The sequence below is a fragment of the Pseudomonas sp. GW821-FHT07F05 genome (assembly GCF_059418765.1).
Genome location: NZ_JBWKQL010000014.1, coordinates 132,227 through 155,883, shown reverse-complemented (window position 1 = coordinate 155,883; position 23,657 = coordinate 132,227). Strand labels below are relative to the sequence as shown.

The window sequence follows — 23,657 nt, the reverse complement described above, 5'->3', positions numbered from 1 at the left end:
ATGGTAGTGTGGGGTTTCCCCATGTGAGAGTAGGTCATCGTCAAGATTAAATTCCGAAACCCCATTTGCGAAAGCAGATGGGGTTTTGTTTTAAGTGAAGGTCATACATTTTCGCTGGAACGTTACATCAGTAACGGATCGGCTACAGAATTTCTTGACGACCATAGAGTGCTGGAACCACCTGATCCCATCCCGAACTCAGCAGTGAAACGGTGCATCGCCGATGGTAGTGTGGGGTTTCCCCATGTGAGAGTAGGTCATCGTCAAGATTGAATTCCGAAACCCCAGTCTGCTTACGCAGACTGGGGTTTTGTCGTTTAAACCGCCGGCACTGAAACGCAGCAGGCCTAGGCTATGAGCGCATCACAGCTCCGGGCACATTCTTCATCGCACCATCAGCAAAGTCCTGTAAAAACTTTCTGAATCCCTCAGCGCTTATCGGGTTGGCATCTGTAGGCTCGGCAACGATGGTCCAAGTAGCGACGCAGCTTGCACGGCCTTTGGGGGCGACCGTCATCGCGGCCCAGAGCCTGCTAACACCTAGATTGTTGTAGATGGTCGTCCATGTCATAAACATCTCGTCGTCGTCACGAGAGTTGAGTTGCTCGACAACCCGCAGACCACCCTCCTTGAATTTCTTGTAACGTATCGACCCCGGACCTTCGCCAACCACTTCGATGCTTTCCAGTTGCGGTATGAAATGGGTGAAACCACCGAAATCGCCTACGATCTTCCAGACCTCACGCGCAGGTGCGTTGATCGAGATTGCAGAAACCACAGGTTCTCCTCCAGGATTGGTAATCAGCGTATCGGGCGAAAGGGAGCCAAGGGTGTTGAGCGGCTGAATAGCGTTCATGTTGTTCTCCATAACTTAAGGGGGAGTTGCGTTGGGGTGTATCAGATGAAGGCAATCTCTTTCAGGTACTCGCAGCCTTTGCGCAGCAGTGCCGGGGTTTTCGAGGGGTAGCTTTCGCCCATCCGTTGAACACCCGCATGGGCGTTCTGGTAGGCGATCATTGATATGTCTCCGATGTCTTCCTCAAACCCATCGAGGTAAAAGCCGAGCACGCCGAATAAAGCGTTGTCGCTGTCCACGCGGTTCAATTGGGTTTGCCACTCACTGACGCTGACCATCTCGAAATCACTGCCCGCTTCACGGAACGCGCTGACGTAATTGCTCCAGCTCAACGGCTCCGGGTTGTGGAGGTTGAAGACTGCGTGTGCCGGCTGGTAACGACTGGCGTGAAAGCCAATGAATCGGGCGAGGAAATCGACAGGCATCAAGTCGAAGGTCATGGAGAAATCCGGGACCTGGCCCAGTTGCATCGACCCCTTGAGCATCAGCATCAGGCGATTCTTGTGCGGCTGGCAGACACCGGTCGTGCTGTTGAAGGCGATATTGCCGGGCCGGTAGATGTTCACCCACGCGCCTCGCTCACGGGCTTGCTGCAGGATCCGCTCGGCGACCCACTTGGAGAGGTTGTAGCCGTTCTTGATGTAGATTGGCGGAGTCTCGGCAGCAGGCGCTTCGAGGACGCGACCGTCAGTCCCGACGGCGCTTGAAGCAGAGAGCGTAGATACGAAGTTGAGCACCTTCTTGCTGCGCCCTTCACACAGCTTCAGGCATTCGAAAATCGGCTCGACGTTATCCTTGGCCAGCGTCTCGTAGTCCTGAACGTGGTTGACGTTGGCAGCGTTGTGCACCAGCGCGCCAAACTCGCGATCAAGCCGCTCATATACCTGGTTACTCAGCCCGAGCTGTGGCCGCGTGACGTCGGCGGCATAAACCCGTACGCGCGCCAGATCCAGATGCTCGAGACGGTTTTCGCGCAGTGCCTGGATAAAGCGGTCTTGGGCCGTCATCCCTGCGCTTTCACGTACCAGACACGCAACCTCGGTTGCGCCCCATGCCAACAGCGCTTCGACGATGTGAACACCGAGAAAACCATTGGCGCCGGTGACGATGACTTTGTGTACGTCGCCCATGCGCTCCACAGGCAGTACCGGCAGCTCGAAGGGCGCCGAAGCATCCCGGAAGGCTTGCGGGCTGACGGTCCATGAGGTGGTGCCGTCGCTGTCGAGCAGCGACGCCAGATTGGTCAGCGTTGGCGCCTCAATGAAGCGGTTGATCGGAATGCTGCGGCCGAACCGTTCGCGAATCCCCAGCAGCATTTGCGACAGCAGGATCGAATGGCCACCCAGATTGAAGAAGCTCTCGTCAGTTGATATTTCGTCAGGCGGAAGCTCAAGCAGATCGGCCCAAAACGTAAGAAGAAGCCTCTCGTTTTCGGTGTCGGGCAAACGGCGTGGGGCTTGCTCCAGCAGGTTCACTGGCAGCTGCAACAGCGCCTTGCGATCGACCTTGCCGTTGCTGGCAAACGGCATGCTCGCCAACTCCGTGTAGGCGGTCGGCCGCATATAGTCGGGCAACAACCCTGCGACATGGTCCTTGAGCAAATGCCGGGCGGCGTCCGGCTCCACGCCGTGCGGTTGCGCGAGAAAAGCCAGGATGCGTCGCTGGTCGTCAATCACCACCGCGACTTGTCGGTACAGCTGGCTGTCGCGCAGGCAGTGCTCGATCTCCTCGGGCTCTACCCTGAATCCACGGATCTTCACCTGGTTGTCACGTCGCCCGGACAACTCGATGCCCGCGCTCGTCCATTTGCCGATGTCCCCGGTGCGATAGGCGCCCACGCTTTGGCCATCACCCAGCGCGACATTCACGTAGCGCTCATCGGTAAGTCCAGGATTGTTGATGTAACCCAGGCACACGCCTGGGCCGACGATGTAGAGCTCGCCGGGTGTCTGGTCCGCGACGGGCTGCATATCCTCGTCGAGAATCAGGACTTGGCTGTTGGCGATCGGGCGACCCAGGTTGCGGTTGCTGCCGCCGGGTTGGAACCGGCCGGCGGTGATCAACACCGTGGCCTCAGTCGGGCCGTACAGGTTGTGGAAGTGACATTGCGCTGCCAGGCGCTCAATCACGTAGGGCTCGCAGACATCACCGCCGGTGCACAAGTGCTTGAGCTTCAGCGGTCGGTCAATCGGCAGGATGCTCAACAACGCTGGAGGCAGAAACGCGTGGCTGAGATTCTGATCCAGCAGCTCGAACAGTTGCAGCGGATCACGCCGCTGATCGTCATCCGCTACGATCAGTTCGGCGCCGCTGAGCAGGGTGGGGAATATGTCGATGACCGACGAATCGAAGCTCAGCGTCGAGAACTGCAGCACCCGGCTGTGTTCGGACAGCTCGACATAGTGGGCGTACCAGGCCGTGAAGTGGCTCAGGTTGCGCTGGCTGAGCATCACGCCTTTTGGGTGTCCGGTCGTGCCCGAGGTGTAGAGCGCCATGCACGGCGCGTCGGTCTCCGGGCGATAGCGCATCAGCGACTGCGCCGTCGGCACGATCTCGATGTGGCTGATATCCAGCCCCGGCACAGCAACCCCCGCCAGCGAGTGAGTCCCATCGTGCAACAGTAAACAGGCATGCGCGTTTTCGAGGATGTACTGTTGACGCTGGAGAGGCTGGCTGGGATCCAGCGGCAGATAGACCGCTCCGTTGCCCAGAATGGCAAGTATCCCGGCGAACAGCGCCGCAGATTTCGGCATACAAATACCAATCACCACCGGTTCAACTGAAGCGCGCGGTAGCATGGCCTGAATCTGCGCCTGGATCGCGACGCCGTGTGCGCGGAGTTGGTCGTAGCTGATGCGCTCGCCGTCGATACTCAGCGCAGTGCGCCCGGCGAATTCGCCAAAGCTCCGATCCAGGCGTGCGACCAGCGTCTCCTCGGCAACACGCAGCAACTCTGGCGCCGCAGTGAAGTTGAAGCAGTGCTCGAAGGCCAGTCGGTCCAGTCGTAGCAGGCTGTCCTGGCGCTCACTTTGCGGCGGATCGATGCGCTCAGCGCGGGCGAAATACTCGGTATCACGCGAGAACCGGCTGATCAGCAGCGCTACGTTGTCGACCAGCGTTGCGACCGCCGCGTCCCGCAACTCGCGTCCGTTGCCGGAAAGCGTGGCAGCCACGGCATGGCGTGCGATCAAGCGCTGCGCCGTAGCTGTCCCGAGCCAGCACACTATTTCCAGTTCAGGCAGTGCCCGCTCGCTCCCCGGTGTAAGTCCTACCCGGAGACCAAGATGCACGGCTGCCTTGAACGCGCCCCATTCTGCATGGGGCAGTTCCAGCGTGCCGTCCTCAATGATGATCGACGCGTCCTTCAGCGCTGTCAGCTCCGGCGGGGTCACATCGCGCAGGAGGTGAATCGAATGCCCATGAGCGTCCAGTTCTGCACTTAGCTCACTCATCGCCCGGCTGTGACCGATGAGCACAATCTCCAGGCGCTTCATTGCAAGCCTCCGGCCGGCAGATAGTCGGCAAGGGCGTGCTGGACGCAGAGGGAGTCGAGCATCGAGCTTGAGGTGAAGAAGCGCATGATGTTGCCCACCAGCGGATGGTGGCGATTGATCGGGAAGCACATCGCCCGTGTTTCTTGCCTCAGCGCCTGTTTGATCGGCTCGGTGACCGGCAGGCTGTCGATCAGAACGAAGTCAAAAGACTTCTGGATGTCATTGGTCAAATACTGAGCAATGAACACGGGTAGGATCTGCGCGATTACTTCCTTGTCCTGTTGGGGCGCTGCGTGCCAGTAGATCCTGACCAGCCGCGACCAGAAGCCGGAGTGCCGTCCTTCATCAAGAAGGTGGTCGGCCATGAGGCCTTTGACGGACTGCTTCACCGTGTCGTCCTTGGCGAACGCGGCTACGTCGTTCGTCACGGTGTTCTCGGCAATCGCTACGCAGATAAGCTCGACCGCGCTGCGCAAGTGGTCTGGCGCCAATGCCAGTGCAGCGGGGATGGCTCTGCTGAGTTCGATTTCCTCCGGCAAAGGGATCGGCTGGATGCCGGTCAATGCGATGGTTTGCTGCATGAAGTCCATTGCCACCAGCGCGTGGTAATCCTCGTCGACGACCACGGTCATGGCGTCGTAGCGGCAAGCGAAGGGAAAGCGAATGGCGAAGTTGTCTTTGGCGATGCTTCGCGCGGTCTTGTCGACGATCTCGGTCTCGAAAATCACGACGTCGTTGATGAACTTGTACAGGCTCTGTACCAGCGCCAGATCGCGCAGATGAGCGCATTCGCGAGTGAACGTCTCGCTTAGCACCAGTGGCTGGCGGCTGAGCGGGTAGATCAGTTTGTCATCGTTTTCGACGATGCGGCGCGGGCGTGTCCGAATCGTCGCACGGCCTTCCCAGGCATCAACGAATGACAAGTAGTCTTCGGCTTTCATGATGGCGTCCTTGTGTGGGTATCGAGTCGGTGGCGGAGGAGGGAAGGGCTCATGCGCTGACTTCCCGCGCCGTTTCACGCAGGGTCAGTTGCACGGCGTCCCACAGCGCGATGCGGCTGTCGACTGCGGCGACGGCGGCGGCATAGACCTCGTGCTGGTGCTGTTCATTGCCCGCGACTAGTCTGGTCAGCAACGATTCCGCAGCCGGGCCGTGGTCTTCGGAGTCCACCTCAATGTGGCGTTCCAGGTAGTAGCGAAAGGTCGGTGCCTTGTCGGCAGTGATGCCCCAGTCGTCAAGAATCCGCTGGAACATCTGTGGGATAACGCTTTCGCGACCGTGCAGGAACGCGGCAGCCACGCAATGCGCCGGCGCATTCAGCGCGATGTTGAGGGTGTCCCGGACGAAGTGTGTGGCCGCTCGGCCTGCGCCGACGCTATCGAGCGCGGTTTTGTAGTGAATGCCTTCGCGCAACAGTTCGACGAAACGCTCGATGCGCGCTGTGCTTGCGCCGATCTCGCGCATGGCATCCAGGTAGAGCTCGAAGTGGCTGTAATGATCGTGGCGTCCGGGGCGATCATCCGACTCCTCACCCAACACGATTTCGTTGATGAGCCGTGCTGCCTTCGGGTCTCGCGGCGGCAACCAGGGGAGTCGGGTGCAGGTCAGTTCCTGCTGCAGCCGTTTGGTCAGTGACATAAAGTCCCAGACCGCGAACACATGCACCTCCATGAACCGCTGCAGAGCGTGCAGTGAATCAATTTCGGAAAAAATAGGGTGCGCGCCGAGTACTGATTTCTTTGCGATAAGTTGCTGTTTTAACAGATCCATTTTTACGTCCTTGATGAGATTGAGTGCGTCACACACTCTTTTAATTGCCGAAATTAGCGGTCGTGTTAAGTGCCCGTATAAGAGCGGCCGAAATGGACTCCCGTAACTATCGGGCAATAAGAGGCTGCGAACGTTACTTCGTTAATGGTCAACAATCGTGCAGGATTTAATAAGGCATGCTCACGTGGTCTATGCCCTCGCTGACCAGCGTTTGTGGACGAATGGCCCATAAGCGTTGCCGGCCAGAAAACGTTAGAACAGTTTCAAATGGTTTCGCAAATACTTTTTAATATAATTAACGGCCTATATAAATCGTGCCCGAGCGTAGGCGATAAAACTTCTTGATTAAGTTTTATTAGGGCGAACGCAACCCTTCCGGCTCATTAAAGCCAGAATTGAAATTAATGAACGAATACCTCGTTCAGCGTTGCGCTTTATCGGGCTAATACAGTTTTTTGAGATTTTTTGGTTTGGGCGACATTCGGGGTTTCACTTCAATGTCTCCGCCCAGGGCAATGCTCCTTTTGCCGCTCCATGAGAACTGCTTTCCCTGAACCGGCTGCAGACCGATTCGTCGTTCGAGTGTGCCTGAACACGGCGGTGCACCGCGTCAACGACGGCCAAGTTTTACGATAGGTGCATTAGCGACGGCCGAGTGTGGGACGGCCGGCTTTTAGTCGTAGGAGAGATCAGAAGGAGGGCGTGAGGAGTCGATGCAGAAGGAGAGGGCGGCGATGTTTCTTCAGCCGCCCAGCAAGCCGAGGTGCGTATTGATGATGTGCAGCAGGCGGTCGCGTTGCGAGCTGAGAAAGTCATGAGTGCCGCGGACTTCGATCAACTCGAACTCGCGACGCGTGAACTCCCGCCATTTCATCATGCTGGCGGCTGTAGCGACCGGATCATCGCTGCCGTACAGACCGGTCAACGGGATGTTTAGGCCCTCATCGGCGCAGTGCGACCAGATCTCCGACAGCTTTACGTCGCTGCGCACGACAGGCTCCAGCAGCTTCAGGCGTTTCTTATCCTGCGCGAACGTGTTCGGGAGCACCCCCAACTTGATAAGCGCTTGAATGAAGTCGTCTTGCGGCAGCGTGTGCAGATACGGCCAGGGTTGTCGGCTGTCAGGGCTGCGGCAGCCGGACACGAACAGATGGCGTGTCAGATTCGGGTAATGATTCTGCGCCAGCCTGGCCATTTCATAAGCGACCCGACCGCCGAAGCTATGGCCGTAAAACGCGTGGGGTTCGCTCAGATAGGGCTGCAAGGCGAAGAAGGTGTCTTGCAACAAGGGCGCCCACTGATCGTAGGGCGTTTCCTTGAGCCGACTGCCGTGACCGGGCAGGCGCAGCGTTACCAGCTCGATGTGATCGGCAAGTCCTTCGGACCAGTCACGAAAATGCTCAGGATCGCCTCCTACGTGAGGACAGCAAATCAGGCGTGTTCTGACGGGTTGTCCGGAATTGACGACCATCAGCCATTTGTTCTTTTCGGCTTGCACTCAGCTTCCCCGAGCCTTGATAAAGGCGTCATAACCGTGGAGCCGGGTCCTTCGGCGCATACGCCGTCATGAACGGCGTTCGTTGATCCCTTGTGCTTCTCGGCCGATTAGCCGGTAGCAAGCAAGGTCAAGATTGGATACAGCAGTGAATGTTACTGGGTGACGGCACGTTTTCGTGAGGCCGCTGCAGGTTTTGCCTCTTCCGCCTTACGGGCGCTCAAGTAGGCGTTGATGGCCTCAACACCCCGATTCAAGTGATGAGTCAGCGCCTCGATCGTGGCGTCCACGTCACCGGCACCGGCCATTTCCAGCAATTCGTAGTGGTCGTGCTGGGACACCTTGCCCAGGTTCATTTGCTTGAGATTGAAGCGCAGGAAACGCTCTTCCTCGTTCAAGCCGTCCTCGACCAGTTTGAGCAGGCGGGTGTTGTGCGCCCTGGAATACAGCGCCATGTGGAACTGGCGGTTGAGCGTGCCCATGATGCTGTAGTCGGTTTCGACCTCAAGCTGTTCGATGTACCCACGCGCAGTGCTGATGTCTTCGGCGGTCAGGAGCGGGATCGACTGGCGCAAGGCCTCGGACTCCAACAGGATGCGCAACGCATAGGCATCCGTAGCATCCTCGTTGATCAACGGGGCAACGACCGCACCTTTGTGGGTCTCGACGCGCAGCAACGATTGAGCTTCCAGCTGACGCAGCGCCTCGCGGACGGGCATGCGGCTGACACCGAAAAGCGTCGCCAGCTCTTGCTGGCGCAGTGCGATGCCTGCCGGGAGGCGTCCTTCAAGAATGGCGCTGCGCAGTTTTTCTTCGATGATTGCACGCGCCAGATGCGCAGGCGGCTGCTCATCACCCAGGGTTTCTCGCAGAAATTGCTCTTTCTCAGTCCTGCGCATGCTTGATCTTCTTCGGCTGACCAGTTATTGGATCCAATGTAACACTAGAGACCGCTGCTGTCCTTGTCAAACTTTGATACAAGTTTAGCAGGCGGTCTCGGCGCGGCATTCTACAAGGGATTGAGCGTACAGGTATTGCCATCAATCGGGGATTGAGAACGGGATGCCCGGCCTCGATGACGCAAGTCCTTCGCGGCAACCGAGGCTGGCTTCACAGTCAATCTGTGTCAGATATAACGGCCCGTCACGAAATGCTGCACATCATTGAAACCCGGCGTGGACGCATGCCCGGGTGTCACGAGGGAGTCGATGAACGCTTCGTCCTCGGCAGTGATGTTCACGCTGAGCGCTTTGGTGTAACTGTCCCATTGGTCCTCGGTGCGGGGCCCGACGATGGCAGAGGTCACGGCCTGATTGTTCAGCACCCAGGCGATCGCGAACTCCACCAGACCCACGCCTTTGGCCTGGGTATACGCCTGCAGTTTCTGGGCGATGTGCAACGACTCGCTGCGCCACTCGGTTTCCAGAATGCGCTTGTCCTGACGGCCGGCGCGGGTGCTGCTGTCCGGCGTTACGTCGGGGGCGTACTTGCCACTCAACACGCCGCGGGCCAGCGGGCTGTAGGGCACAACACCCAAGCCGTAGAACTTCGCCGCAGTGATCTGTTCCAGCTCGGCCTGACGGTTGACGATGTTGTACAGCGGTTGGCTGATCACCGGTTTGTCGACGCCCAGGCGCTGAGCGACGCTGACCACCTCAGCGATGCGCCAGCCGCGGAAGTTCGACACGCCCCAGTAACGGATCTTGCCCTCGCGGATCAGATCGCCGATGGCAGACACGGTCACCTCGAGTGGCGTGTTGTGGTCTTCCTTGTGCAGGTAATGAATGTCGATGTAATCGGTGTCGAGACGGCGCAGGCTGGATTCAATTTCATTGAAGATGTGCTTGCGATTAAGTCCACTGGAGTTAGGGGCGGTATTGCCCGAACTGCTGCCGACTTTGGTGGCGAGTACCCACTCGCTGCGCCGTTTGGCGATGGCCTCGCCAACGATTTCCTCAGACCGGCCGGCGTTGTAGACGTTGGCCGTGTCGATGAAATTGACGCCTTCATCCCAGGCCTTGTCGATGATGCGCAGGGATTCTTCGGTGCCCGTCTGCACGCCGAACATCATGGAGCCCAGTGTCAGCGTTGAAACCTGGAGGCCGGATTGGCCAAGGGTGCGGTATTTCATTGCTCGATATCCTTTTCGTCGGGGAAGTGGAAATCAGGACAGTCTGGGACAGGCTTGCAAGGCGTCTCGTAAAGACCGATCAGACCGACAGCTCAAGGCCGGACATACTCACCTGTTTGGGCGGGTTTTGAAAAGTGACAAATTGACGGAACTGCGTGTGGCGAGCGCGGGCTCAGAGCGCGATGTCTGCGTGAGCGAGCTTCGCATGTCGCCCAGCCAGAAAGCACAACGTGCCGCCCATGGCGGTCAGGCACGCAAGGACGTAAAACATGGTCGGAGCCGGGCTATTGATCAATAAGTAGCCGCAGATCACTGGGCTCAACGCTCCGCCGAAGGCCGCCAGATTCTGCGCACCCAAGTAGCTGCCGCGAAGGTGATCGGGCGCAATGGTGTCGACGAACAGGTATTCCGCGGGATAAATGATCATCTCACCTAACGTGAAGACGAACATCGCAGCGCACCAGGCCAGGGTCGTTTCGGCAAAACTGAAGCCGATGAGCCCGATCGCAAATAAAGCTGTGCCGAGGCAGATCCAGTACCGCAGTTGCTCGCGCTTCAGAAAACGGCCGATCTGGTACTGCATCAGGATGACTGTTACCGCGTTGCACGCCAACACGGCTGACAGGATTTTCAACGCCTGTTCCGCCGTATGCGTGACCAGCAGAAACTGCGACAGGTACAACGTATACCGGCCATGCACGATGGTGCTGAGCAAGCTGCCGCCCGTGAACAGAATCAGTGTGCGGTCGTTTTTCAGCGTGATCAGGGTGTCGAGAAAGCTGCGCGGTGGGTGTTCGGTATCAGCGACTGTGCGCGGGATGCCAAGCATCAGAAAAAGGCTGCAGAACGCGATGGCGCTGGCGATGAAAAACGGCGCCAGCGGCAGGTGCCCGGCAATGACCACGCCGAGCATCGGGCCTGTGGCGTAGCCGATGTTGGTGAGGGTGTAGCGCAGCGAGAACACCTTCGCCCGCTGCCCGATGGGCAGGTTTTCGCTGATGATTGCTTTGGAGCCGATGAGAAACAGCGCCGACGCCGTCTCAGTGATCACCAGCGTGAGTGTCGTCAGGTAGACGTTGTGGGCGAAGGTCAGCAGCGAGAAGCCCACGGCACTGGACAGCATCGCCAGGATCAGCAATTTGCGCTTTTCCAGCCGGTCGATGATGTAACCACCGTACAGCCCCAGCAGCGTAGCGATGAACACCGCGATGCCCATCAGCAGCCCGACGTCTTGCTGGTTGAGTCCCAGTCTTGTGCTGAGGAACAATGACAGCAACGGGCTGGTCATCGCCCGGCTCATGACGATGGTCAGCGAGCAGATCATCAACCGGCGGATGACGAGGGAGTAAGTGGCCACTGGTGTTTTTCCGTCCTTGTTCAAGCCTCGGTACAAATCCTTTGCGGGAGCACCGGTAAGGCGCTCCCACATGGGCGGCGTTCGCTGTCCGACCGTTTACTACTGACCTTGATTCATCCCGACCTTGGTCACCGCGCCCTGTTCCAGCTCCCACTTTTTGAGGATTTTGCCGTAGGTGCCGTCGTCGACCATGGCCTGCATCGCTTCGGCGATGGCCGCCGCCAGTTCAGGGTTGGACCTGCTGACGCCCAGGCCGGTGAACTGTTTCGAGATCGCCAGACCGAGCGGCTTGTACGTGTCCTTCTCCTGGGACATCAGGTACGGAATGGTTTCGCTGCCCTGCATCGCGGCGTCAAGCCGGCCCTGACGCAGTTGCGCGCGGGCATCGGCGGAGCCTTCGGAGCCACTGACGATGATCGCCGGCTTGCCTTTCGCTTCGCAGTTTTCCTTGCTCCACGCTGCGATTTCCGCAGGCCAGCTGGTACGGCGGCTGGTGCCGACTTTCTTGCCGCACAAATCGGCCGGCTCGTTCAGATCAGCGTTTTTGGTCAGCGTGTACAGCTGCGGGCCGCTGGCGAAGTAGTCAATGAACGTTACCGACTTCTGCCGCTCGGCCGTGTCAGTCATGCCCGACAGAATGATATCGAAGCGCTTGGTCACCAGGCCGCTGACCATCTGCTCGAAGGCGGTTTCCTGCCATTTGATCTTGACGCCAAGGCGCTCGGCCAGGGCGTTGCCGAGATCCACATCCAGGCCGGTCAGCATATTGGTGCTGGTGTCTTTGAAATCCATCGGCGGGTAGTTCGGCACGATGGCGGCGGTGATTTCGCCCTTGTCCTTGAGGCTGGCGGGCAGCGCGGCGAACACTGACGCGGACGCCATCAGGCCGGCGAGCAAACTGGGGATGAGGATCTTTTTCATGGTCGTTCTCGTTTGTTCTGGTTTAAGTGCGAACGGCAGAAATGAAGCTTTGGGTTCTTGGGTTTTGTGGGCTTATTAGTATGTCTTCCGGGGTGCCGGCCTCCACAATCTGGCCGCCGTCCATGAACACCATCCGGTTGGAAACTTCGCGGGCAAAGCCGAGTTCGTGTGTCACGACGATCATGGTCATGCCGCTGTGCGCCAGGTCCCGCATGACCGACAACACTTCGCCCACCAACTCCGGATCGAGGGCGGAAGTGGGTTCGTCGAACAGCATCAGCTTGGGCCGCATCGCCAGTGCGCGAGCGATGGCGACACGCTGTTGCTGACCGCCGGAAAGCTCGACGGGATAGGAATGACGCTTGTCCGCCAGCCCGACACGGGCCAGCAACTCGGTGGCTTCCTCGGTAGCCTCTTTGGGCGAGCGCTTGAGCACCTGGATCGGGCCTTCGATCACGTTCTGCAAAGCGGTCATGTGCGGGAAGAGATTGAAGCGCTGAAACACCATGCCGGTGCTCAAACGCTGACGGGCAATCTGAGCGTCCGTCAGCTCGTGCAATTTATTACCGACGATGCGATAGCCCACCAGTTCGCCGTCGACCCACAAACCGCCCTTGTCGATTTTTTCGAGCTGATTAACGCACCGCAGCAGGGTGCTCTTGCCCGAGCCCGAGGGCCCGATAATGCACAAAACTTCGCCTTGCTCGACTTCAATGCTGACGTCTTTGAGGGCGTGGAACTGGTCGTAGTATTTGTTCAGGCCGATGGCTTTGACGATGCTTCTCATGCTGATTCTCCTGGGCCTGACTTACGAACGCTTGCCGGCGCCGCGGGCAAAGCGCAGCTCCAGCCGGCTTTGGCCGAATGACAGGACAGTCACCACCGCCAGGTACCAGATCCCCGCGACGATCAGCAGCTCCATGACACGGGCGTTGGCGTAGTAGATGTTCTGCGCGTTGTGCAGCAATTCGGAATACTGGATGACGCTGGCCAGGCTGGTCATCTTCACCATGCCGATGAATTCGTTGCCGACCGGCGGGATGATTACGCGCATGGCCTGGGGCAGAATCACCCGGCGCAGAGCCTGCAGGCGCGGCATGCCGATCGACTTTGCGGCTTCGTACTGACCGGTGTCCACGGACAGCAAGCCTGCGCGCACGACCTCTGCGGTATACGCGCCCTGATTGATGCTCAGGCCCAGCAATGCGGCAACGAAGGGTGTCATCAGGCTGACCGTGTCGATCTCGAACACGCCGGGAATGCCGATAACCGGGAAGATAAGCGCCAGGTTAAACCACAGCAGCAGCTGCAGAATCAACGGCGTGCCGCGAAACAGCCAGGTGTAGGTGATCGCGACGTAACGCAAAATCGGATTTGCCGACATGCGCATGATGGCCGTGACCACGCCGATCACCACCCCGAGCACCATCGCCAGAATCGACATGACGATCGTGTTCAGCAGTCCCCACAGAATGGCTTCGGAGGTCAGGAACTGGCCGATGTAACTCCACTCGATCTGCCCGTTGGCAAACGCGCGGGCCAGGCCGGCGAGGGCAATGATGATCAGGGCCGCGAAGAAAACGCGCCCGTAATAGCGGCGCGGGACGTGTTCGTACTGGGTGATGTCGAACGCGTTTTCGGTTTTCCTGCGCTCGGCTTGCAGCTGCTCCGCCTGATTCTGATTCATGTGTCTCTCCGAAGCTGTATGCAGACCGTGCCTGCCTGATCTGGGCAACCCTAGCCAGCCTTCCTGCCACGACGTAGGCCCGCCGTTGCAGCATGGAATCGTCCTGGATAGAGGGCAGTTACGAGTTGAAAGTCCTGATCAAAGTGTCAGGTTAATTAATGTTGGATCCGCTTTCGGCTTATGAAGCGGAGTACCCCGTACGCGGTTGCCAATCAGGTTTTTCTGTGTTCATTATTATCAACCGGGCACGTATTTGTTGTGAGTCAGAGCCTGTTGAATCCAATAGGCGAGGTCAATAAGCATTATGGAAACTCCACTTTCCAATTCTGGAAACGTGCCGGCTAAACCGGGAATACGCCCTCCTCTTACTCTCAGCGGAATGGACTTCAAGCTGTTGCGGGTGTTTCAGGCCGTCGTGGAGGCGGGTGGCTTCAGCGCCGCCCAGAACGAGCTGAACGTGGGCCTTGCAGCCATCAGCAAGCAGATTTCAGACCTTGAAATCCGTATCGGCATGCGCCTCTGTACACGCGGCCGGGAAGGGTTTCATCTCACTGAAGAGGGCAAGCTTGTCTATCAGGCGGCTATCGAACTGTTCGCCTCGGTGGACAGTTTTCGTGACCGGATTAGTTCAGCGCAGAATGAGTTGATTGGCGATTTGAGTGTCGGCGTAATTGATAACACCCTGACCGATAAAAGTTCGCCGCTAATTGCCGCGCTTAGAGTAATGCACGATGAAGCGCCCAAAGTCAGACTGCGCCTGCAAGCATCCCAACTGGATGAAGTCGAGCGCGCAATGGTCGAAGGGCGCGTGAGCCTTGGCATCGTGCCGGTGTATCAGCGGCGCGAAGAATTTGATTATTTCGAGCTGTACGAAGAGACCTCCCACGCGTATTGCGCAGTGGGTCATCCGCTGTTCGAGGCGGATGAAAGCACCCTGGGCATCGACAGCCTGCGCGCATTCGACATCGTGAATCATCGCTATGCGATCCATCGCGACAAGGCGAGCTTCGTTAATTCGGACAGCCAAAGCGCTTCGGCCTCCCAAGTTGAAGCGGTGGCCATGATGATCCTGACCGGCCGCTTCATCGGCTTTCTCCCCGAGCACTACACGCGCAATCTGATCCGCGACGGCCAACTCCGCGCGCTGCGCCCCGACCTGATCTTCCTGCGCACGCCCGTCAACCTCATTCTGAGACACAACGCCCCACGAAGCCCGCTGGTCAAGGCGTTCGCGCGGGCGTTGGGGGTGGATTTGCGGGTTGGCCTGTAGCGTAACTATCACGCGATTGCCGCGAACGTGAGCCCGGTGGCGTGTACCACTTGGCGCATGGTTTTCAACGTGGGATTGCCTTTGGGGGATAGCGCTCGACGAAGGCTTTCATGAGGTATGCCGGCTTTCTCTGCTATAAATGCTATTCCGCCTCGAGCCTCAACAACATGTCTTAACGCTGCAAGAAAGCCGGCATCGCCGCCTTCTTCGTCCAATTCTTCAAATGCAATTCGCAAATACTCCGCTGCGAATGCGGGGTCGTCCCGAATCATCGCAATGACTGTTTCGTCGTGATCACGTGAGCTCGTCATGGCCTTCTCCGCTGATAGTCGTGCCAGCAATCAATGGCTTTAACAATGTCAGATCGCTGGTGGCGCTTATCGCCTCCCAGAAGCAGCAAGATTAGCTGCTTACCTGCCTGGGCGTAGTAAACCCTATAACCCGGTCCGTGATCGACCCGCAATTCCCACACGCCACTTCCAATAGGCTTGCAGTCGCCCAATGCGCCTGCAGCGACCCGGTTGATGCGCGTGGTGATTCTGGCTTTCGCGGATCGGTCTTTGAGCTCATCAAGCCATTGCTGATAAAGATCGTCGCCGTTTGCGCTGAGGTAATGTCTGACCTGATTCATGGGGCGAACGATAGCGTTGATGCAATCGATCAATATGCCCGTCTGAACGGATGTGCCCGGTAGGAATTTTCAGCGCGAACGCATGGCCTAGATTTTTCCCCTCCAAGAATTTAGGCCAACCGTGCCTCCGCATGCGCAGATAATCAGCTGCTAAAGCCCGGTAAACCCCAATCCTCCAGCGGAAACTCCGTCAGCGAACCCAAAATCAGGTCGGCGTGCGCGTATTGCTCGATCGGCATGTGCGAGTCCGGCACGGCCACGGCGTACATCCCTGCGGTCTTGGCAGCGGTGACGCCGAAAGGCGAGTCTTCGAACACCACACAATCCTTCGGGTCCACGCCAAGGTGGCGCGCCGCAGCCAGGAAGATGTCCGGCGCAGGCTTGGCCGCCGTGACCTCGGCGTGATCCGCCGTCACCACGTCTTTAAACAGCTCAAACCAGGCGCGATGATTGCTCGTCTTCGCGTGGAAGTAGTGAAGGGAAGAACTGGTGCCCACCGCGATGGGGATGTTGTGCTCGGCAAGGTGACGCACCAGTGCCTCGGCGCCACGCATCGGCTTGGCGTGCGGGAAACGCTCGTCCAGCATCGGTTGGCGAACGGTCAGGAACTCTTCGGGAGACATCGGCAGCTCGAGCGCGCGGATCACGTACTCGGCGAAATCCTGGGAGCCGCGCCCAATGGAGTGCTGCTTCACGGCCCAGTCGAACGTCTTGCCGTGCCACTTGGCGATGGTGTCGGTCACTTCGGTGTAGATGCCTTCGGTGTCCAGCAGCAGGCCGTCCATGTCGAAGATCACCGCCTTGATCGGACCCTTGGGCTTTTGCACTTCGCTCATCTCATCGATCCCGTTAGCAAATTGGCGTCCAGCCTAACGCTTCGGCGAACGTCGTGGCTAGGCGCAACGGCTGCAAAACGTTCTCGCCAAGTGCTAATCTCGCCGGGCTCTCGGCAGCGCAAGGTGCTGCACGGCCGCTCTGTGTGGCGCCGAAACCCTCCGGGGTCAAGGAAGGCAAGACCTCTCTTCAAGAACGGACATCTTCGAGTCGACACATGAAAAAATCAGTCAACATCGCCGTAGGCGTCATTGTGGTTGCGGGCGTCCTCGTCACCGCTGGCGCCTGGTACACCGGAAAACGGCTGGAAGGCGCGCTCAACGACGCCATCCAGCAAGGCAATCAGCAGCTTCAAGCCGCCTTCGTCGGGCATGAAGGCAAGGCGAGTGTTGAGCTCCTTTCTCTGGACCGCCACTTCTTCACCAGCACCGCGCACTACAAGCTGAACATCCAGGACCCCCAATTCAATGAGGGCAAGCCGGTCGAGCTGCTGTTTGTCGACAACATCGAGCACGGGCCATTGCCGTGGAGCCGCGTGAAGTCACTGCAACTGGTGCCGGTGATGGCCGCCAGCAACGTGCAGATCGAGAAGAACGCCTTCTCCGAAAAATGGTTTGCCATGACTAACGGCCAGCCACCGCTGACCGGCCACTTCAGCATGGGCTACGACCGCGCCGCGTTGGGGCGTGTGGAGTTGCTCCCCTTTGAATTCACCGACCAGACCGGCGCGTTCAAGTTTTCCGGTTTCACCCTGAATGCCTCTGGCTCGGGTGATGGCCAGAAGCTTGAAGCCAACGGTGTGCTGGGCAGCGTCGACGTCACCGCTACTTCTGAAGAAGGTCCGGTGCACCTGACGCTCAAGGATTTCACTTTCAACACCGGTGGCACCAAGGGCAAATCGGGTTTCTACCTGGGCCACACCGACGCGAAAATCGCCTCGGCCACGTTCCAGGCGGCGGGCCAGCCGGCCATTCAGCTCAAGGACTTCGTCAACACCAGTCTGTTGCAGGAAGTGGAAGGCAACCTGAATGCTCAGGTGAGCTACGACATCGGCAATATCAGCTTCAATGGCAACGACATCGGCGCCATGCAGATGCTCTGGAAGTTCGGCAATTTCGACATCGCCTCAACCCAGGCGCTGATGAAGATCTATCAGGAGAAAGTGCAGCCTCAAGCCCAGGCCGCCGCGGCGGTGGGTGAAACCTACACGCCACATTTGAGCCCGGCTGATCAGGCGCTGGTGCAGGCCGAAGTCAGTAAGCTGCTGAGTGCCAAGCCACACATCGAGCTGGAAAAGCTTTCACTGAAAACAGCCAGCGGCGAGAGCCAGTTCAACCTGTCGATGGACTTGGGCAACCCTTCGGCGCTTGATCAGCCGGGCGCGGAATTGCTCAAGCAGTTGCTGACCCAGCTGGACGCCAAACTGGTGCTCTCCAAGCCGATGATCAAGGACCTCGCCGCACTGCGCGCCAAGGCTACCGGCCTGACCGATCCCGCCGCCATTACGCAACAGGCGCAGGCAGCAGCAGAGTCGGTGGGCGGCATGGCGGTCATGTTCCAGGTGGGCAAGGTCGAGGGCGACAACGTCGTGTCCAGCCTGCATTACGCCAACGATGTGGTGGACTTCAATGGCGTGAAGATGCCGGCGCAGCAGTTTGCAGCCATGATGATGGGCAAGTTCGTAATGTTCAGCGGCGGCCAGTGAGTCTGTTCCGGCCACCACTGGTGGCCGGGCAATTGGGCTTTATCTGTCTTCAGACTGGCGGCTGACGAGCAATTTCTGTCGGCGCTTCGTGGCCTTCGCGCTCTCGCTGTACGGTGCGCGAAGACATCTCCGCACGTAGTTGCGGCAGGCATTGTGGATATTGCCGGGCAACGAAACTGATCAAGCGCTCGCGCATGTGGCATCGCGCATCCCAACTGCGCGATGAATCCGCCGAGCTCAACAACACCCGCAATTGCATCGCCTTATCGGTGGTGTCCGTGACCTGCAGCACGCAGACGCGGCCATCCCAGAGGTGCGGGATTTCCTTGCAGATACGCTCCGCTTCCTCGCGCAACTCCTCCAGCGGCAACGCGTAATCCACCCAGAGAAACACCGAGCCAATCAGACTCGACGTGCTGCGCGTCCAGTTCTGGAAGGGCTTTTCGATGAAGTACTGCAACGGAATCACCATCCGCCGCTCATCCCAGATCTTCAGCACCACGTAGGTGCCGCTGATCTCTTCGATGCGTCCCCACTCGCCCTCAACGATCACCACGTCATCCAGGCGAATCGGCTGAGAGATTGCGATCTGCAGGCCCGCGATCAAGTTGCCGAGCACCGGCTTGGCGGCGAAACCGGCGGCAAGACCCGCGAGCCCTGCCGATGCCAGCAGGCTCGTACCAATCTGCCGCACCGGCGGGAAGCTCATCAGAATCAGACCCGTACCAAACAACAGCACCAGCACATTCAGGCAGCGTACCAGCACCCGCACTTGCGTCTGGATCCGGCGGGCTTGCAGGTTGTCTTCGATGTCCAGCGGGTTTCGGATCGCGACCGCTTCGCCAATGGCCTTCACGCAGCTCAGCGCCAGCCAGGTGAAACCGGCCACCACCAGCATGCCGTTCAAGTGCCGAATGCCTTTGATCAACATCAGATCATCGGGGGCAGAGGTCCAGACCGTTTGCAGGGCCAGCAGTGGAATTAGCCACAACGTCGGCGGCTCGGCGCGATGGAGAAGCTGCTGGGCGAAGACGAACGACTTGGCGACGCGCCGGAGCAAGATCAGCGCAATCCAGCGTCCCAACAGTGCGATGCCGATCGCGACGACGGCGGCCACGAGGGTATTGAGCCAGGGCAACGGCAGCGCGTTCAGCCAGGCTTCCGGGAGTACGTGTTCCATAGAGGGGGTCACCAACAGGACGGTTCAAAGGCAAGAGGTGTGAGCTCCCTCGTTGCTCAATGTTCCCTGATCCACCCGCCGCCGCTGAAATCGTGACGGGCTGTAATCAGCGAGCCAGAGCATCCGACACGTTTACTACATGTCGAATGCGCTGACCAGTTCAGGCTAATGTCGGGCGACGCCTGAATGTCTGGCTCATGCTGTAGCGGCCATGGCATTGCGTGCTCGCAACACCATGGCGAAGGCTCGTCTTTCACGCACGCTGAGCAATGAAAGTTACGACGCTCTTTGGTCTGTCTCAGCCTTAGCAGCCTTTGAACGGATTCCAGCCTTGTTCGCCTTTAATTTCCTTGAGGTAGTAGGCGTAGTTTGTGGTCCTTGCATAAAAGGCGTTTATGGCGATACCTACAGCAAGATCCAACTGTTTGGCGTAGGCAAAGTCGGTGGCCGAATAGAAGATTTCCGACACGACACTGACGGCCAGCAAAATGCCGATCATCGTCAGGTTTTTTTTCCACAAGCCCAAAACGAACAGGTAAATCGGGCCGAAAAAAAACGCAATGATGTTCGCGTTGATCTTGATCCTCTGCCGGAGAGGCAGCTTCAGCCATGCGGGCTTGAACGTTGGTGAATTCGGCGCGCCATGCTCGTCAAAAAATGCGAAACGTTGCTGCCATTTCTCGCTGTAGCCTTCACGGCTTTGTACCTGATCTGTCGTGCTCATTTGAGATCTCCTTATGGTCCTTGAGTGGTGTTTTTCTTCCCGGATATCCTGGATGTTGCTTGTTGTTATGCGTGGCTGACTCCTCGAAGTTCTTGAAGAGCGGCGAAACGCTCACGAGCGTGGCGAAGGCTTCATCGCGCGTCGCTGCAGCCTCATGAGTAGGAATATTCCTACACGTGGGGAATTTTTTCTCATTTTTTTTACAGATTACAAAAGCGTCCAGACGCCGGCCAGGCGTGGCCCTCGCCGAAGCCCGCGAGGCCTTTACCGCAGCAGACGAAAGGTCTCACGCACATGCTCAGTGAGCGTTGCCGGGTTTTCCATCGCAGCGAAGTGCCCGCCGTGCTCGGCCTCAGCGAAGAATCGCAGGTCGTCGAAACGCGCCTCTGCCCAGCGCCGTGACAGGCGGAGCTGCTCGCCCGGGAACATGCTCACCGCCGCTGGGATGGGTACGGCGGTGACAGGGCCTTGCTGCTGCATTTCGCTCATCCCTTCCCCATGTGGGCCACGGCATTCTCGAACATGCGTTGCAACCCGATACCCTGGCAATGATGTGCGCCTGATGATAGCCACTTCCAGTCGGAACCCGCTGCTGGGTGGAGACCGGTTGGCGTTGGTTCAGGCCGCCGGTTTGCTGGAGTAAATGTTCCGGGTTCTAACGGCTGACCAAACAATGGGTCTGAACGCTAGAAACCTCGCGGGAGTTAAGGGGGTATCAACTAATGGCGACCAGTGTGAGGACTGATTTGTTCAACACTCGCGGCACTAAATCTTTAAGTTAAAAGTTGCCATGTGGTGAGCGGTACCCACACTTACTGGAAAGAGTAAGTGTCTTTCGGGTCTGGCTTAACTTGTCCCATCCACTGAATGGGAAAGTTTCCTGAGTCATCAGCCCTGAGAGGCGCAATCCTGCCGCCTCTGGCTTGGGCCGAGCACCGGTCGAATCCGCCAAAGCCCGGCTGGATCCGAAGTCTCCGGCCAACACAGCCGTTCAGTGGGCTCACAAAAAAATGGCGAATAGGTTGAACTTATTCCCTGAAATAGTTTCGGCGATGAAAATAAATTATTAGTTCGATAGGCTCTTAAAAAGATGCTTTTTCACTAAAGTTTCTTTGCAGGTGGCCGAATGTTATGGGGTTAGGAATGGCATGGAGTGGCCCTCTCCTATGTGAATACCTATAACTTTCAGAGGGCGCCATGCTAAAGAATATTTTGATCAATATGACCGTCAGGTCAAAGCTCGTACTCGGCTTCACCCTGGTGATCATATTTACTGTCCTTATTGCCCTCACGGGTTGGACAGGAATCTCCTCACTCAGTGAGCGAAGCGAGCGCGTGTCTGATATTGCGAAGCTCACAACCCTGACCCGGGACATGCGCATCGCCCGGCTGGTCTACGGCCAGAATTCTGACGACGCCAACGCTGCCACCTGGCTAAAAGCCTATGACAACCTCGACAGTCATTTGGCGTATTTGCGCGAAATACTCGACTCCGAGCTCAATATTCCCCACGTTAAAACCGCGACCGCCGCGATGACGGTTTACAAGGGCTTTTACAACGACATCATCAATGCGACCCATACGCGCGAAACGAGCCGAGCCGTGTCTGGCAGCGCCGCTGATGAGGCATTGGAGGTGCTGCTGCGCTTAGACACGCTCTCCAATTCGCCCGAGGGCACGGCCGCACAGCGAGATGCAATCGGACAAGCGCTGACGCTTTTTCAGAAAATGCGCTTTGATGTGCGTGGGTACACCTTCACGCTAAAGCCTGACGCGCAGCAGCTGGCGAACGCTTCAATCGCTGCGGCCGTAAACAACGCCCAATCCCTGCAAGCCGCTGGATTTCAACCCGACGCCATCAAAGGCTTTCAGGCTTCACTGAATAGATACCAGGCTGCCATTGCCCAGTTTTCGGAAGCACAGGCCGCCATTAATCAGGGCCAGGCAGGTATTACCAAAAACATCGAAGTCCTGCTGGCCTCCGCCGATCAGTTGGCACAGAACCAGGTCTCGCTGCGTATTGAGGACGTGGGTCAAGCCAACAAGATGTTGATCATATGGCTCAGCATTGCGCTCATCATCAGCGCACTGGCTGCATGGGTCATCACCCGCCTCATCGTGGGTCCGCTTCGCGAAGCGCTGCAATTGGCTGATCGAGTCGCCAACGGCGATCTGACCTACAGCGAAGTAACGCAAAGGCGAGACGAGCTTGGCCTGCTGCAGACCAGCATGCACAGAATGACCACCAACCTGCGGCAATTGATTGGTGGCCTGCGTGATAGCGTCACTCAGATCGCGAGCGCTGCCGAACAGTTGTCGGCGGTGACCGAGCAGACCAGCGCGGGCGTTAACAGCCAGCGAACCGAAACTGATCAGGTCGCCACAGCCATGAATGAAATGGCCGCTACTGTTCAGGAAGTCGCCAGGAACGCAGAGCAGGCGTCAGATGCGGCGGTCAGCGCCTCGAAAGAAGCTCGCGATGGCGACGCAGTTGTGGCCAAGGCAGTGCTCCAGATTGAAAAGCTCGCAACCGAAGTGGGTCATTCGAAAATCGCCATGGATGAGCTCAAGCAAGAGAGCAACAAGATCGGCGGTGTGCTTGACGTGATCAAGGCTGTCGCCGAGCAAACCAACTTGCTGGCACTCAATGCGGCCATTGAAGCCGCGCGGGCTGGCGAAGCCGGACGAGGTTTTGCGGTTGTAGCGGATGAAGTAAGAAGTCTTGCGCAGCGCACCCAGGCGTCGACCGAAGAAATTGCGACGCTGATTGGTGGTCTGCACAGCCGAACCGCACAGGTTGCGACCACCCTGGAAAACAGTCGCCTGCTGACTGACAACAGCGTGGAGCTGGCGCGGGATGCAGGGGCTTCGATCGGCAACATCAGTCGCTCAATTTCAACCATCGAGTCGATGAACCAGCAAATCGCGGCGTCCGCTGAAGAGCAAAGCGCAGTGGCTGAAGAGATAAACCGCAGTGTTCTCAGTGTGAGGGACATCTCCGAGCAGACCGCTTCCGCGAGTGAACAGACTGCAGCGTCAAGCGTTGAGCTGGCGCGTTTGGGTGTTCATCTGCAGGGGTTGGTGAGCAAGTTTGTGGTGTGAGCGGCTGGGAAGGTGATCATCCAGTCACTGGGAGATCGGGGAGCATCAAACTCCAGCCTATAACTCATCCAGCGAAACCTTAACGCGCTGCGGCGCGGCAAGGCGCTCGCGCGCCACGGAGATCAACGCTTCGTCTTCTTGAGTGAGGAGGACCGGCCGGAACGGGAGTTGACCACGCTCGGCGACGTACTGCAGGGTTTGGCGCATAAGGTCGGACGGAGTAACGCCTAGACGCTCCAGCTCTCGGTAGGCGCGAGCCTTGAGTTCGTCGTCGACGCGAACATTAATGGAAGCCATAGTTTGAGCTCGTAAAGACAAGTGTCGTTACGGTAGATGCATCGTCCATCGTTGGCAAGGCGGTGCGACGGATAGCGCGTACCTTTGAGGATGGATCTAGCGTGGGATTGAGCCGGACACCTTTTACGAACGCTAAGGTACAAAAAAGCCCGCTCAATGGCGGGCTTCTTCGTCTGTAGCGGATTTCCAGAACGCATTGCGCG

At 58.1% G+C, this 23,657-nt stretch carries 21 protein-coding genes, 1 rRNA gene and 1 pseudogene; 5 read left to right on the top strand and 18 right to left on the bottom strand.

The genetic code is table 11. The features are described 5' to 3' along the window. Positions 1 to 153 precede the first annotated feature (153 nt). Positions 154 to 269 (top strand): 5S ribosomal RNA (rrf, locus tag AC07RO_RS23400). 83 nt (positions 270 to 352) lie between these two features. Here rrf and AC07RO_RS23395 read toward each other — a convergent pair. The 11 genes from AC07RO_RS23395 to AC07RO_RS23345 all read right to left on the bottom strand — a co-directional run bounded on the left by AC07RO_RS23395 (position 353) and on the right by AC07RO_RS23345 (position 13,711). Then, the gene (locus AC07RO_RS23395; RefSeq protein ID WP_244655954.1) at positions 353 to 856 is read right to left on the bottom strand and encodes an SRPBCC family protein; all 504 of its coding nucleotides are present in this window, start codon (positions 854 to 856) and stop codon (positions 353 to 355) included. Positions 857 to 897: 41 nt separating this feature from the next. Next, a complete protein-coding gene (locus tag AC07RO_RS23390; protein ID WP_495087174.1) occupies positions 898 to 4,350 on the bottom strand; it encodes a thioester reductase domain-containing protein in 3,453 nt (1,150 codons plus the stop codon). Next, positions 4,347 to 5,291 carry a diiron oxygenase gene (locus tag AC07RO_RS23385; protein ID WP_495087173.1) on the bottom strand — a complete coding sequence of 315 codons (945 nt, stop codon included), beginning with the start codon at positions 5,289 to 5,291 and terminating at the stop codon, positions 4,347 to 4,349. The genes AC07RO_RS23390 and AC07RO_RS23385 overlap by 4 nt, the downstream gene beginning before the upstream one ends. Before the next feature lie 49 nt (positions 5,292 to 5,340). Further along, entirely contained in the window at positions 5,341 to 6,120 is a 780-nt protein-coding gene (locus tag AC07RO_RS23380) for a DUF3050 domain-containing protein (RefSeq protein WP_495087172.1), read from the bottom strand. A gap of 742 nt (positions 6,121 to 6,862) precedes the next feature. Then, positions 6,863 to 7,618 carry an alpha/beta fold hydrolase gene (locus AC07RO_RS23375; protein WP_192173073.1) on the bottom strand — a complete coding sequence of 252 codons (756 nt, stop codon included), beginning with the start codon at positions 7,616 to 7,618 and terminating at the stop codon, positions 6,863 to 6,865. 152 nt (positions 7,619 to 7,770) lie between these two features. Continuing rightward, complete coding sequence (locus tag AC07RO_RS23370) at positions 7,771 to 8,514, bottom strand: GntR family transcriptional regulator (RefSeq protein ID WP_282372123.1); 744 nt, start codon at positions 8,512 to 8,514, stop codon at positions 7,771 to 7,773. A gap of 227 nt (positions 8,515 to 8,741) precedes the next feature. Further along, a complete protein-coding gene (locus AC07RO_RS23365) occupies positions 8,742 to 9,746 on the bottom strand; it encodes an aldo/keto reductase (protein WP_192173071.1) in 1,005 nt (334 codons plus the stop codon). A gap of 172 nt (positions 9,747 to 9,918) precedes the next feature. Beyond that, a complete protein-coding gene (locus AC07RO_RS23360; RefSeq protein WP_192173070.1) occupies positions 9,919 to 11,103 on the bottom strand; it encodes an MFS transporter in 1,185 nt (394 codons plus the stop codon). Positions 11,104 to 11,202: 99 nt separating this feature from the next. After that, positions 11,203 to 12,024, bottom strand: coding sequence for an ABC transporter substrate-binding protein (locus AC07RO_RS23355; protein ID WP_495087171.1), 822 nt, complete (start codon positions 12,022 to 12,024; stop codon positions 11,203 to 11,205). A gap of 22 nt (positions 12,025 to 12,046) precedes the next feature. Continuing rightward, complete coding sequence (locus AC07RO_RS23350; protein WP_495087170.1) at positions 12,047 to 12,811, bottom strand: amino acid ABC transporter ATP-binding protein; 765 nt, start codon at positions 12,809 to 12,811, stop codon at positions 12,047 to 12,049. Between the two features lie 21 nt (positions 12,812 to 12,832). Then, entirely contained in the window at positions 12,833 to 13,711 is an 879-nt protein-coding gene (locus AC07RO_RS23345; protein WP_495087169.1) for an amino acid ABC transporter permease, read from the bottom strand. A 304-nt stretch (positions 13,712 to 14,015) separates the two neighbouring features. Between AC07RO_RS23345 and AC07RO_RS23340 the strand changes: the two genes are divergently transcribed. Continuing rightward, entirely contained in the window at positions 14,016 to 14,981 is a 966-nt protein-coding gene (locus AC07RO_RS23340) for a LysR family transcriptional regulator (RefSeq protein ID WP_495087168.1), read from the top strand. Positions 14,982 to 14,989: 8 nt separating this feature from the next. On the opposite strand, the gene AC07RO_RS23335 is transcribed toward AC07RO_RS23340, so the two are convergent. The 3 genes from AC07RO_RS23335 to AC07RO_RS23325 all read right to left on the bottom strand — a co-directional run bounded on the left by AC07RO_RS23335 (position 14,990) and on the right by AC07RO_RS23325 (position 16,448). Further along, positions 14,990 to 15,292: a helix-turn-helix domain-containing transcriptional regulator gene (locus AC07RO_RS23335; RefSeq protein ID WP_065990926.1), complete on the bottom strand. Its 303-nt coding sequence runs from the start codon at positions 15,290 to 15,292 to the stop codon at positions 14,990 to 14,992. Next, the gene (locus AC07RO_RS23330) at positions 15,289 to 15,612 is read right to left on the bottom strand and encodes a type II toxin-antitoxin system RelE/ParE family toxin (RefSeq protein ID WP_282372116.1); all 324 of its coding nucleotides are present in this window, start codon (positions 15,610 to 15,612) and stop codon (positions 15,289 to 15,291) included. Before AC07RO_RS23330 ends, AC07RO_RS23335 begins: the two co-directional genes overlap by 4 nt. Before the next feature lie 143 nt (positions 15,613 to 15,755). Next, entirely contained in the window at positions 15,756 to 16,448 is a 693-nt protein-coding gene (locus AC07RO_RS23325; protein WP_495087167.1) for an HAD-IA family hydrolase, read from the bottom strand. Between the two features lie 215 nt (positions 16,449 to 16,663). Here AC07RO_RS23325 and AC07RO_RS23320 point away from each other — a divergent pair, with 215 nt between their 5' ends. Beyond that, entirely contained in the window at positions 16,664 to 18,151 is a 1,488-nt protein-coding gene (locus tag AC07RO_RS23320) for a YdgA family protein (RefSeq protein WP_495087166.1), read from the top strand. Positions 18,152 to 18,200: 49 nt separating this feature from the next. Here AC07RO_RS23320 and AC07RO_RS23315 read toward each other — a convergent pair whose 3' ends face one another. From AC07RO_RS23315 to AC07RO_RS23305, 3 genes are all read right to left on the bottom strand, one after another. Beyond that, positions 18,201 to 19,331, bottom strand: coding sequence for a mechanosensitive ion channel family protein (locus AC07RO_RS23315; protein WP_495087165.1), 1,131 nt, complete (start codon positions 19,329 to 19,331; stop codon positions 18,201 to 18,203). Between the two features lie 304 nt (positions 19,332 to 19,635). After that, positions 19,636 to 20,055: a DUF2628 domain-containing protein gene (locus tag AC07RO_RS23310; RefSeq protein WP_192173061.1), complete on the bottom strand. Its 420-nt coding sequence runs from the start codon at positions 20,053 to 20,055 to the stop codon at positions 19,636 to 19,638. Positions 20,056 to 20,319: 264 nt separating this feature from the next. Then, complete coding sequence (locus AC07RO_RS23305) at positions 20,320 to 20,544, bottom strand: hypothetical protein (RefSeq protein WP_495087164.1); 225 nt, start codon at positions 20,542 to 20,544, stop codon at positions 20,320 to 20,322. Between the two features lie 708 nt (positions 20,545 to 21,252). Between AC07RO_RS23305 and AC07RO_RS23300 the strand changes: the two are divergent. Next, positions 21,253 to 22,302: pseudogene (locus AC07RO_RS23300) on the top strand (methyl-accepting chemotaxis protein); the annotation flags it as partial. Continuing rightward, positions 22,285 to 23,157 (top strand): methyl-accepting chemotaxis protein, encoded by an 873-nt coding sequence (locus AC07RO_RS23295; protein WP_495087177.1) that lies wholly within the window; start codon positions 22,285 to 22,287, stop codon positions 23,155 to 23,157. The pseudogene AC07RO_RS23300 and the gene AC07RO_RS23295, both read left to right, overlap by 18 nt. Before the next feature lie 57 nt (positions 23,158 to 23,214). Here the strand turns inward: AC07RO_RS23295 and AC07RO_RS23290 are convergent, their stop codons facing one another. Then, positions 23,215 to 23,454 carry a type II toxin-antitoxin system RelB/DinJ family antitoxin gene (locus tag AC07RO_RS23290; protein ID WP_495087163.1) on the bottom strand — a complete coding sequence of 80 codons (240 nt, stop codon included), beginning with the start codon at positions 23,452 to 23,454 and terminating at the stop codon, positions 23,215 to 23,217. Between the last annotated feature and the right edge of the window lie 203 nt (positions 23,455 to 23,657).